Origin of the sequence: Bacillus sp. MHSD_36 (assembly GCF_030757775.1) — a bacterium.
GTDB lineage: Bacteria > Bacillota > Bacilli > Bacillales > Bacillaceae_G > Bacillus_A.
On the sequence record NZ_JAVBIS010000001.1, the window covers coordinates 427,508 to 439,674 of the forward strand.

Genomic DNA, 12,167 nt, shown 5'->3' on the forward strand with positions numbered 1-12,167 from the left:
TTATTTCGGCTTAGAATTATTCTTTTCAGCCATAAAAATGGCATATGCCTCGTTTATAAACTGAAGTACATCTTGATCAATTGGATATAAACTTAGCTTCTCTGATTGTTTTGGAGACATCCGTATCTCCCAAAGCTTATTTAAAAATTCATCCTCACCTTCAAATTCTTCTAAGCGTTTTTCCTCCATTCTTCTTATGATATTTTGAACTTTCGTTGCTTTTGGTCCATCCTTCATATAACGCTTTAACTGACCTATGAGAGCAATCCATTCGAGTGAATCAGAACAGTCACTTGCCATCTTAGGAACCTTTTCTAATAGTTTTATTTCTTTTTCTTTAAATACAGATTCGCGATAATATTGTTGGATTTCTTTATCTTTGCTGGATAATTGCATGATTTTTTGAATCGCAATCCAGCTTTCTTCTCCTTCTATCGCAATTCCATTTATCATTTCCCGTAAGGATAATTCTATTTTCTTTAAATTTTCCTGCTCATTTATTACATAAGATAATTGGCTCTTTAAACTATCCGACCAATCCCACTCATTGAAGCCGAGCATATGTTTAATCTCTTGTAACGGAAAGCCAACCTTTTTTAAAAATTGAACGTGCTGAAGTTTTTTTATTTCTTCATTTGTATATAAACGATGGCCACCCTCTGTTTTGGATGCTGGTTTTAATAATCCGATTTTATCGTAATAACGCAGTGTCCTTACTGTAACGCCTGTTAGTTCTGCAACTTTATTAATATGTATCAACTAATAAACCTACCTTTCTATACGTTAAGGTTTTATCTTTAACGATTATTTTCTTATTTCACATCTATTCTTCTTTACTAAAAAGATTTTTAAGTAAGTAGCCTGCTCCTAATCCAATTAGCACACCAGGAAATGCATAATCTAATGTCAGTCCGATACCTGCACCTATAATGACACATCCATAAATAATAATATCGCCCTGTTTCATCTGGAAACCTCCTATTTTTCTAATTTCTTTTATGAAATTGCTAAATAGTAGCTACTTAACAGTATATAAAATGACCTAACGTCAACTTCAAGTGTTTTTGATTTTTTAATAATAAGTTTATATAACCTTTAAACGGAAGACTTGATTTCGAAATGTTTTTGTGGACTTATCGTTCCGAAAAGAATATATTAAAGTATATGATAGGGGGTGTTATTAAATGGGGAGAAAGATTAGTTTTAACAAAGAACAAGCTTTAAATAAAGCGATGCATTTATTCTGGGAGAAAGGTTATGATGCTACATATATATCAGATCTTATTGAAACGATGGGCATAAGTCGCTCTACTCTCTACGATAGTTTTGGAGATAAGGATGCACTATTTAAACTAGTTTTGGAACATTATAAAAACTATGGATCTCAAAAGAGAAATTTGCTTTTTAGTGGTATAAACGCGAAAGCATCACTTACATCCTTTTTTTATCAACATATTGAAAAATGTTATTCAGATGAAATTCCAAAAGGGTGTATTATAACAAACTCCTCACTGCTTATTGGAAAAATTGATCCTGCCATAGAAGAAATACTCATAAATGATTTTAATGAACTTGAAAAAGTATTTAAGCAAGTTATCGAAGAAGGAAAAAGGAAAGGGGAAATTTCACAAGAGGCTGATACTGAATTAGTTGCATATTCTTTATTAAGTTTAAACCATAGCTTGAATATAATGTCCAAATATAAAAAAGAAAAAAAATTAGCCTATCGTCTAGTAGATAAGACTATTGCAGACCTATAGTCTTTCTTTTTTTAATAATTTCGGAATGAACGTTCCAAAAAAGAAAGGAATGGTAAAGTTGAATAACAAGACAAATTTTCTAATATTTATTTTGGCGATTAGTTGTGGTTCACTTGCTGCAAATATTTATTATGCACAACCAATTGTACAATTCATTGCAAAGGACTTAAATATCTCCTCTGATTTATCAGGATTGCTTACTACTTTGACGCAAATTGGGTATGGATTGGGATTGTTTTTTATCGTACCAATGGCAGATTTATTTAAAAGTAAGAAAATAATAGCGATTCTTATCGGGCTAACTATTCTTTCTTTAATGGGTACGCTAGTTTCGACAAATGGAATTCTTTTTTTACTATTAACAACTATAATTGGTATTGGAGCCTGTGCGGCTCAAATGTTAGTTCCGCTAACAATGCGGATTGTACCTATTGAAGAGACGGGGAAATATGTGGGTAAAGTAATGAGTGGTTTATTGATTGGGATTATGATTGCTCGCCCATTATCTATCGGAATAGCTGACTGGTTTGGCTGGAGAATGGTCTTTCTTTTTTCACTAATAGTCTTAGTTGTTGTCTTACTGTTAATTATAAAATTTTTACCCAACTATGAAGTGATATCGACTAGTAACATGCGATATCCAAATTTAATAACTTCTATGGTAAAACTACTTATACATACTTCTCCGCTACAACAAAGAGCTTTTTATCACGCATGCTTATTCGCAACATTTAGCTTGTATTGGACAGTTATTCCCATTTTATTAAGGTCAGAGTCATTGCAGTACTCAAATAATGAAATTGCATTGTTTGGGTTTGTTGCAATAGCTGGAGCTTTATTAACTCCTACTATTGGTAAAATAGCAGATAAAGGTTATATTTTTACAATGACGAATGTATCAATGGCGCTCGTACTATTATCTGTCATACTCCTATTTTTTGTTCAAGATCATTCATTGTTTAGTGTGATTTTAATACTTATTTCAGGCATTAGCATCGATATTGGTGTAGCAGGAAATTTATTATTAGGTCAAAAAGTTATCTTTAGTTTGAATTCGGAGATAAGAAATAGACTAAATGGATTATATATGACTATTTTCTTTTTGGGAGGAGCCTTTGGTTCATGGATTGGAAGTTATACGTACTATAAATTTAATAGTGAAGTAACTTTACTCATTGGAGTAGCTTTTCCTTTAATTGCTTTGTTCGTTCATTTCATAAAAAATAATACAAAAAAATTATCGGAAACCAAAAGTGAGTTCATATCTTGACTATGTATGTCTCTAAAAAGTCAAGGTTAAAATTCAATTTTGGGATATCTTTGATGGGCATGGGGATCGTCACATGCTCATCAAGCCAATTAAAGTTACTCTCTCACAGATAGAAAGGAAATAAAATCATGGAAAAATCAATAAAAAGTGAATTAATTGGAATGTTTATCTTTAATGAAACTTTTCATACATATGAGCAAAACGAGGGGAAAGTACATTGGGAATTGGATATTGGAAAAGAGCTTCTACATGTACATGAAATGATGAAAAGAGCAGAAAAGCTTTATGTATGTTTAGAAGAATTTGATAAAAAAGCTAAGGTCGCTATAGCGAAAGAATTAATAGAGTATAAAAATGATTTTTGGCCTGAATATGATGAGAATGATGAACATTTAGATTGGGATGCTGTAGATGCAGGAGAATATGATATGACGAAAGAAACATTTGAGCAATCTATTACTCTAATGGACATTGTAATTAGAGAAAATGATATATATTGCGAATATAATGACGGAGGTTTATTTGGTGGCCATAGAATCCATGCTTCTTTTGACAGTGAGTACAATTTATTAGCTGCAGAGATTTAGTTTTGAGAGATGAAAGTGAAAAGGATTGATTACTATAATCAATCCTTTTTGTCATTATTATAAGATAACGGTGAAATCATAGGGAGAAAGTTACATAGTTTTAATACGGTCCCCACTCAATATTCACGCCAACAATAAGAAAAATAAGTCCGATGATAAACCAAATGAATGCAAGTGGCGCCATGAATCGAAGCCATTTTCCATAAGAAATGCCGCTCGCCGCGAGAACGCCCATTAAAACACCGGAAGTTGGATTGAGGCAGTTCACTACTCCTTCGCCAAGCATAACAGCTTGTACTGTAACTTGGCGTGTAATGTGCATGAAATCGGCAAGTGGAGCTAATATCGGAATGAAAATAACAGATTCTCCTGTCCCAGATGAAATGAGGAAATGTAATGCCGCACTACTTACATACATGCCGAGAACGCCAAATACAGGACTTTGTCCTTCGAGAGACTGTGCGAGCTGATTCACAATTGTATCAAGTAATTTGCCTTGTTCTAAAATGACTGAAATACAACGAGCCATTCCGACGATCAAAGCACCGTAAATGAGATTTTGGCAGCCTGCTAGAAAGGTAGAAGCGATATCGTTTGCTTTCATGCCACCTATTATTCCCGCTGTAATAGCGATGAAAATAAAAGTAGCGGTCATTTCTGCGTCTGTCCAATGTAGACGGAAAGCACCTATTAAAAATGCAATTAATGATAAAGCTGAAACGAGTAAAATTAATTTGTGACGTATTGTCCAAGGAACTTCTGTTTTCTCTATTTCTTTCTCACTTGAAAGAGCATTACTTGGAAACCAGTTATCTCCGAGTATGCTTCCTTTATTCGATTTTTTTAAGCGCTTTATATACCAATTAATATAAAGGATGGTAGCAAGTAAAAAAGAAATATAGATTGCTGTGCGTAAACCAATCCCTGAAAACATCGGAAGTTCTGCGATTTTTTGTGAAATGCCTAAAGGTGAGGGAGATAATATAGTAGCATTAAAACCAGCATAGGTGCCTAAGTAAATAATTGCTACACCGACGATAGCGTCCCATTTTAATGTGCGTGCAACGATGATGCCGATGGGGATAAAGCCGATAACTGAGTTAACGATAATGCCAGTCGTTCCGAGAATAGAAAAGAGTGCAGCGACAATACAAATGAAAAGTAATTGCTGATTACGAAATTTGTTAATCACATGATAGATTAAACCGTCAAGAGCACCTGTTTTTTCAAGAATGGCAATAGCTCCACCTGTAAATAAAATTAAAAAGATGATAGGAGCAGCAAGTGTCATTCCTTTTTCAATAGCGGTAAAAAACGAAACAAATCCTACCGGCGATTGCGGAACAGAATGGTAACTTCCTGGTATTGTCGTTGTAACAGTCCCGTTAGTAACTCTTTTAAATTCTCCAGCAGGAACGAAATAGGTAGCAATGGCACAAAGTAAAGCAATAAAAAATAGTAGTACGTACGCGTCAGGCATTTTAAACTTTCGTTTACTAGGTTGTTTTTTCACCTCAGTTTGTAATTGCATAAAATCCCTCCTTTTTCACTTAGTTAATTTTAAATATTCCGAAATTTATCCGTGAAATAGATTATAATAAAGGTAGCTTCCTAAGGCAATAGTTTTTCTATCCTTTTTCCGCAATACAAATTCTTACAACATTAGACAGGGAAACGAAAAGAATTCAAGAATATATTATATAGAAAGAATAAGGAAAAGAGGGAAAAAAGATGTGGAAAACTACGGATTTATGCGATGAGTTTGAGAATGAATTACAAATATGTCGTCAGTCTTTTCGGTCGTTTGGGAAGAAGGAACAGTTTTATGGGAAAATTGCAACGGTAAAAGTGAAGGATGATAATGTACTAGTGAAGGCAGGATTGCAAACACTACCAGAAGGAACGGTATTAGTTGTTGATGGCGGAGCGTCCACGAATTGTGCGTTACTTGGTGATAATTTGGCAGCTATTGCGGAGGACAGAAAGCTAGCAGGGATTATTGTGAATGGATATGTTCGTGATTCTAGTGAACTAAAGAATATTAATATTGGTATATTAGCGTTAGGAACGATACCGAATAGAAGTGTAAAAGAAGGGAAAGGCGAGAAGAATATTTTATTGCAATTTGGACAAGTAGAATGGAAGCCGAATGAATATGTATATGCGGATGAAGATGGCGTCATTATTAGTAAAAAGAGTTTGCATCTTTAAAGGCTAGTAAGTTACTATTCTTAGAAAATAAATCGGATAAAGCATGGACAAAATTCTTTGTCAATAGTAAAATAATACAGAAATTTAAAATTAACAGAATGTATAGGTTTATCGTTTTACAATAACTGAAATGGAAGTAAGTAGTGCCAAGAAAAGTGAATGTTATCACAATGATACGTTCATAAACAAAATTATTTTTCCTATACAAATATAGCCGCGAATGATGCGGGTCGGAGGTGTTGCACAGTTTGTTCGACACTTACAAAAAAAGAGTGTCAATAGCACGCCCTTGAAGGGCCTTTTTTTGTGTGAATAGTAGTAAGGGAGGAAATTTTGGGATGGCAATGTTGAAAAAATGGCTGCTTACGTCGTTAATGGCAGTTATACTTGTATTTGTTTCTTTTGCGAATACAGTACATATTACGTTTGCTGAAGGAAATACAGCAAAACTTGCAATTATTGGTGAATCACAAAAGGGTATTATGTTATGTCCGAAAGAAGAGCAGATTACAGATGGGGAAACAGCTTTAAGTTTGCTACAAAAAGTCATGGGGGACAAAGTAACAGCAGAGACGATGTCGTTTGGAACGTATGTCAAAGGCATTGACGGCTTAATGGCTGGGGACACAAGCGGCTGGTTGTATGATGTAAATGATAAATCTGCAGAAGTTGGAGCGGATAGTTATAAATTAAAATCTGGAGATGTTGTTGTTTTCCGCTTTGTTTCAGACTGGAGCAATATGAGCCAGGAAACATTACAGCAAACATTAGATAAATTTGGTACTTGTAAAACTGTAGAAGAACCAAAGACAGATGATCCAAAACAAGAAAAACCAGAAGAACCAAAGACAAATGATCCAAAACAAGAAAAACCAGAAAAACCAAAGACAGATGATCCAAAACAAGAAAAACCAGAAGAACCAAAAACAAATGATGAAAAACCAGAACAACCAAAGCAAGAGAATATTCAAATTCCAGCGAAGCAATTAGAGGAAGCAATCTCAAAAACATCTGAAAAGATGTTACAAGATGGAATTGAAAGTGATTGGGTAGCTTTAGGCCTTTCTCTTTCTGGAAAGAATGTTCCAATTGAGGCGAAATTAAATTATGTTAAGTCAGTCACTGAAAAAGTAGAAAAGCGCATTAACCGTTTTTCAGCGACAGATTTAGCTAGAACAATTATTATGATGAATGCAATGCAAGCAGACCCTACAAAGGTTGGCGAACATAATTTAGTTCAAAAATTGTACGAATCAGATAAAGTGAATTCTGTTACAGGTTATACATTTGCTTTACTTGCATTTGATACGAAGAAATATGAAGTGCCAGTGAATTCAAAATGGAATCGAGTTGCTTTAGTAGATGCACTTTTAAACGCACAACATACAGATGGCGGCTGGACTTACGATAGCGCAAGCAGTAAAGACAGTGCTAGTAGTGTTGATGTAACAGGTATGGTTTTATCAGCATTAGCTCCTTATCAAGATCGACCAGATGTGAAGCCAGCTGTAGAAAAAGCTGTTGCCTATTTATATAAAGAACAACTAGAAAATGGTGGTTTTTCTGCTGATGGAAAAGAAAACTCTAATAGTGTTGCGCAAGCAATTATTGGATTATCACTTGTGAAAGATGTAGATCAAAACCGTCTACATAAGGCAGTGCAAAATCTATTGTCATATCAACTTCCAAATGGTGAATTTAAATGGTTACCAAGTGATCAAAACGGTAGCGGAATGGCTACAGAGCAAGCATTTTTAGCTTTACTTCAGTTTAAAGACATTGGAAAATCGATTTATGATTGGTCAAATGTATCTGTTCCTGAAGTCGATCAGAAACCAAATGTGGATGTAGAAAATGTTGTAGTAGAAAAAGAAGTTACTGAACAACCACAAGAGCAAAAAGAACAAAAACAAGTACAACAAGAAACGAAAGATGACACGTTAAAAGTTGTTGATGATAATGAACCGATTAAAAGCAAAAAGTCAGGAAACGGTAGCACGTTACCAAAAACAGGAGCATCTTCTCATAGTGCAGCTACAGAAGTAGGTATGGGTGTATTATGTATTGCTTCTGCATATGTATTATGGAGACGTAAAGCAGCTTAACAAAAATTAGGAGCAATTATTTGCTCCTAATTTTATTATGAAAGGTGAGAGAAAACATGAGTAAGATGAAGTGGTTTATTTCTTTAATGCTTTCACTTGGGCTCCTTGCTGGATGTGAAGAGGCAGCAGTAAAGTCTGAGAAGAAAGTAGAACCAAAGCAAGAAGAGGTAGCAAAACAAGAAGAGAAAAAAGATGAAGCGAAACCGGAAGAAAAGCCGGAAGAAAAACAAGCTGAACAAGAGCAAAATAAGCAAGAAGAGCAGAAAGAGAAACAAGAACAAAAAGTAGAAGAGAAGCCAAAAGAAGAAAAGCCGCAGGCACAACCGGAAGTAAAGAAGGAAGAAAAACAACAGGAACAGCCTGCTACTAAGCAACCAGAACAACAAAAAGCACAAGAAGAAAAACCACAACAGCAGCAACAACCGAAAGCACCAGAAGTAAAAGAAGAAGCTAAGGTTGTGAATCAGCCGAAAGAAACACCGAAGCAGGAGCAGAAGGTGGATCCGAATAAAGAGGAGAAAACGATACCGACTCCGCCCGTTCCAAAGCCAGTGCCACCTAAACCAGATATAGTACCAGAACCACCTAAACCACAAGCAAAACAAGTTACGATCTCAGTAAAAGGTAATGAAGGCTACTTATTAGGTGCGAAAAAAATGGATGTACAAGAAGGCGATACAGTGTATAAAGTATTGCAACGTACAGGTTTAGATGTGGATGCGAGTGGATCTAAAGGCGATGTTTATGTAAAAGGGATTAATGATTTATATGAAAAAGATATTACAGCTACTAGTGGATGGAAATATCGTGTGAACGGTGCGTTTCCAAACCATAGTGCAGGTGTAGTAACAGTTAAGCCAGGAGATACAATCGAGTGGGTGTATGTATTAAAATAAGAAAGGCATTCGGTAAAGGACTATGAAAATAAGTTTTTCTTCTTTACATCCTTTTGTGAATTTTTTCTATTATATTGGGGTGATGATACTATGTATGATGTGTCTTCATCCTCTTTTTTTAATTGGAGCAATTCTATTGATCGTTATAATAAACATAATGCAAGGGAATAGCGAAAAGATAAGAAAGATGTTACCGAGCACAATTGTTTTCTTTTTTATGGTCATTTTATTTAATTCGTTATTAACCCATAGAGGCCGAACTACATTATTTTGGTTAGGAGATAGCCGCATTAAGCTTGAGGCGATTATGTTTGGAGTAGTAATGGGATTATTATTAGTTGCGATTATGTTTACGTTTGCTTCGTATAATGATATTATTTCGAGTCATAAATTTTTATATTTATTTTCTAGAATCTCACCGAAAGTAGCATTGTTAACGATGATTACAGTGAGGTTTGTTCCTTTATTTATGAGGCGATTACAGAAAATAACGCTCGTCCAAAAGACAAAAGGTGTACAAGTAGACGCAGGTTCCATTGTGGAACGGGTGAAAAATGGTATGCAATTGCTGCAAGTACTATTAATTTGTTCGTTAGAAGATGCGCTGCAAACAGCTGATTCTATGCAAGCTCGTGGATTTGGTGTAACGAAGCGAACGACGTATATTCGGTATAGAATGGAAAGGCGAGATTGGTACACGCTCAGTTATTTAAGTATTCTACTTATCATTGCTATTATTTGTAGTACGTATGGCGGAGGAAAGTTAATCATTTATCCGAAAGTTGAATCTATTCTATTTCAGCAATACGATGGAGTGATGTTTGTCGTACTTACGATGTTTATTAGTTTACCAATTATAATGGAAGGAAAGGAATGGATATGGTGGCGCATGCAGAAATAAACAATTTATCATTTGTATATGCTGATGAAAACGAATACGCGTTACAGCATATTTCTCTTTCTATTCAAAAAGGAGAGTTTATTACACTTGCCGGCGGATCAGGCTCTGGAAAGACGACTTTATTAAAACATTTTAAAAAGGAATTACTTCCAATCGGTACACGCTCAGGAGAAATTTTCTATGATGATGTTTTATTAGAGGAAGTACCTGATTTATTATCTGCTCAAGAAATTGGCATGGTATTTCAAAATCCAGAAAATCAGCTCGTAATGGATACAGTTATTCAAGAATTAGCATTTTCCTTAGAAAATATTGGATTACCATCACATATTATTCAAAAACGAATAGCAGAGCTTATTAGTTTCTTAGGATTTCAAGATTTATTGCACCAATCTGTTCATACGTTATCTGGCGGGCAAAAGCAGCTTGTTAATTTAGCTGCGGTATTAGTTATGCAGCCGAAATTATTATTATTAGATGAACCGACGGCGCAGTTAGATCCCATTGCTGCGAAAGAGTTTTTAGGATTGTTAAAACGTATTAACGAAGAACTGGGTATTACGATTGTGTTAAGTGAACATCGTTTAGATGAAGTGATCCCACTTGCTACGCGCGTTATTTGTATGAATAATGGTCAAATCGTGTATGATGGAAATCCTAAAGCGGTTATCGCGAACATGTGGGAAGTAGAAAAATTCCGTCCATTTATTCCGCAAATTCCAAGATTGTTTTTAGAATGGAATGCGGAAGATATTCCGTTTACAGTGCGAGAAGCGCAAATGAAACTGAATAACTTTTCAGCGATATCATATGTGAATGAGCCAATAGTACAAAGTGAAAAGCGAGAAGTCATTTTAAGTGCAGAGCATATTTCGTTCCAATATGAAAAAAATAGTCCGCATATTTTACGAGATTTAACCGTATCGATTGAAAAAGGAAAATGGGTAGCTCTCGTTGGAAAAAATGGTACAGGGAAGTCTACGCTTTTAACGATTTTAGCTGGATTACAAAAAGCAAGAAGAGGGAAAGTAAAGTGGAATGGGAAAGTGATACATAAAATTGATTCGAAAGAACGATTTAAAAGTATCGGGTATGTATCGCAGCATCCGTACTATCATTTTACATTTGATACAGTGTGGGAAGAAGTGTATGAACGTGCACGTGAGTTATACGGAGAACGAGGAAAAGAAATAGCAGAAGATATGCTAAAACAGTTTTGGCTATATTCGCTTAAAGAACGCCATCCGCACGATTGTAGCGGGGGAGAACAACAACTACTCGCATTATGTACTACGTTATTATCAAAGCCGACTTTATTATTACTCGACGAACCGACAAAAGGATTAGATCCATGGAAGAAAGAACGAGTAGGAGAGCTATTTAGGAAGTTGCAAAAAGAAGGTGCAACAATTGTAATGGCAACGCATGATATTGAGTTTGCAGCGAAATACGTGGATCGATGTATGATGTTATTTGATGGAGCAGTTATTATGAATGATGCACCGAAAGAATTTTTTAGTGGTAACTTCTTTTATACAACATCTATCAATCGATTCATTCGAAAAGAGTTACCCTATGCATTAACGTGGGAGGATGTGTACGAAGCGTGTCCAAACGATATGTTGCATTCATAATATGCATTTTTGCAGTAATAATAGGCACATTACTCTTTACTACGCTTATCATGGACGGTTATTACATGTTAAGTAGTTTGTTTTTATTAGTTGTTATTATGTTACCGTTCTATATCCGGTTTGAAAGAAAGGCGTTTGTTTCACGTGAAATTGTTCTCGTTGCTGTGTTAGCAGCAATTGCAGCAGTTAGCCGCGTACCATTCTCTCTTTTACCAAGTGTACAGCCGACTTCTTTTGTCATTATCGTTTCTGCGATCGTGTTTGGGAGTGAAACTGGTTTTATGATCGGGGCAACAGCCGCCATCGTATCTAACATTTTTTTAGGACAAGGTCCGTGGACGCCGTGGCAAATGTTTTCTTGGGGGATGATTGGTTTTATAGCTGGATTATTACGGAATACATTTTTAATGAAAAAGCTATGGGGAAGACTTCTATACGGATTGTTTGTTGGATTTTTATTTGGCTGGATTATGAACTTATGGGGGCTTCTCGGGTTTATACGTGAGGCAACGTGGGAAGCTGTCATTTCATATTATATCGCAAGTTTTTATTTCGATTTGAGCCATGCGATTTCGAATGTTATTTTCTTACTACTATTTAGTACGTCTTGGATTACGATTCTTACAAGATTTAAAAAGAAATATGGCATTTTAGATAAGCATAACATGGCATAGAAAAGCATACTCATATAAGGTAGGGTCGCGACTTACATATTCGTTTGCCTCTTTCATGCTTCTTACATATTGTAAGGAGCATTTTTTATTGTCAAAAAATTGATCCAATATACTTCCGTTGTTATATAA

Annotated in this window: 12 protein-coding genes; 9 read left to right on the plus strand and 3 right to left on the minus strand. The window is 35.2% G+C overall.

Annotation, left to right across the window (positions count from 1 at the left end; translation table 11 throughout):
- Entirely contained in the window at positions 1 to 759 is a 759-nt protein-coding gene (locus Q9B79_RS02220) for a MerR family transcriptional regulator (protein WP_306182456.1), read from the minus strand.
- Between the two features lie 64 nt (positions 760 to 823).
- Positions 824 to 967 (minus strand): hypothetical protein, encoded by a 144-nt coding sequence (locus tag Q9B79_RS02225; protein ID WP_000808929.1) that lies wholly within the window; start codon positions 965 to 967, stop codon positions 824 to 826.
- Positions 968 to 1,184: 217 nt separating this feature from the next.
- On the opposite strand from Q9B79_RS02225, the gene Q9B79_RS02230 reads away from it, so the two are divergent.
- The 3 genes from Q9B79_RS02230 (at position 1,185) to Q9B79_RS02240 (ending at position 3,617) form a co-directional block, all read left to right on the plus strand.
- Positions 1,185 to 1,760, plus strand: a complete 576-nt coding sequence (locus Q9B79_RS02230; protein WP_000532767.1) for a TetR/AcrR family transcriptional regulator — start codon at positions 1,185 to 1,187, stop codon at positions 1,758 to 1,760.
- A gap of 49 nt (positions 1,761 to 1,809) precedes the next feature.
- Positions 1,810 to 3,030, plus strand: a complete 1,221-nt coding sequence (locus Q9B79_RS02235) for an MFS transporter (RefSeq protein WP_306182457.1) — start codon at positions 1,810 to 1,812, stop codon at positions 3,028 to 3,030.
- 128 nt (positions 3,031 to 3,158) lie between these two features.
- On the plus strand, positions 3,159 to 3,617 hold the full coding sequence (locus tag Q9B79_RS02240) for a DUF2262 domain-containing protein (protein ID WP_306182458.1): 459 nt from the start codon (positions 3,159 to 3,161) through the stop codon (positions 3,615 to 3,617).
- Between the two features lie 100 nt (positions 3,618 to 3,717).
- Here the strand turns inward: Q9B79_RS02240 and Q9B79_RS02245 are convergent, their stop codons facing one another.
- Positions 3,718 to 5,148, minus strand: coding sequence for a YfcC family protein (locus Q9B79_RS02245; protein ID WP_306182459.1), 1,431 nt, complete (start codon positions 5,146 to 5,148; stop codon positions 3,718 to 3,720).
- A 200-nt stretch (positions 5,149 to 5,348) separates the two neighbouring features.
- On the opposite strand from Q9B79_RS02245, the gene rraA reads away from it, so the two are divergent.
- From rraA to Q9B79_RS02275, 6 genes are all read left to right on the plus strand, one after another.
- Positions 5,349 to 5,828 carry a ribonuclease E activity regulator RraA gene (gene rraA, locus Q9B79_RS02250; protein ID WP_306182460.1) on the plus strand — a complete coding sequence of 160 codons (480 nt, stop codon included), beginning with the start codon at positions 5,349 to 5,351 and terminating at the stop codon, positions 5,826 to 5,828.
- Positions 5,829 to 6,166: 338 nt separating this feature from the next.
- Entirely contained in the window at positions 6,167 to 7,933 is a 1,767-nt protein-coding gene (locus Q9B79_RS02255; RefSeq protein WP_306182461.1) for a DUF4430 domain-containing protein, read from the plus strand.
- A gap of 56 nt (positions 7,934 to 7,989) precedes the next feature.
- A complete protein-coding gene (locus Q9B79_RS02260; RefSeq protein WP_306182462.1) occupies positions 7,990 to 8,829 on the plus strand; it encodes a DUF4430 domain-containing protein in 840 nt (279 codons plus the stop codon).
- A gap of 22 nt (positions 8,830 to 8,851) precedes the next feature.
- Positions 8,852 to 9,730, plus strand: coding sequence for an energy-coupling factor transporter transmembrane component T (locus Q9B79_RS02265; RefSeq protein WP_306182463.1), 879 nt, complete (start codon positions 8,852 to 8,854; stop codon positions 9,728 to 9,730).
- The gene (locus Q9B79_RS02270) at positions 9,703 to 11,364 is read left to right on the plus strand and encodes an ABC transporter ATP-binding protein (RefSeq protein WP_306182464.1); all 1,662 of its coding nucleotides are present in this window, start codon (positions 9,703 to 9,705) and stop codon (positions 11,362 to 11,364) included. Before Q9B79_RS02265 ends, Q9B79_RS02270 begins: the two co-directional genes overlap by 28 nt.
- Complete coding sequence (locus Q9B79_RS02275; protein ID WP_306182465.1) at positions 11,337 to 12,038, plus strand: ECF transporter S component; 702 nt, start codon at positions 11,337 to 11,339, stop codon at positions 12,036 to 12,038. The genes Q9B79_RS02270 and Q9B79_RS02275 overlap by 28 nt, the downstream gene beginning before the upstream one ends.
- Positions 12,039 to 12,167: the final 129 nt, after the last annotated feature.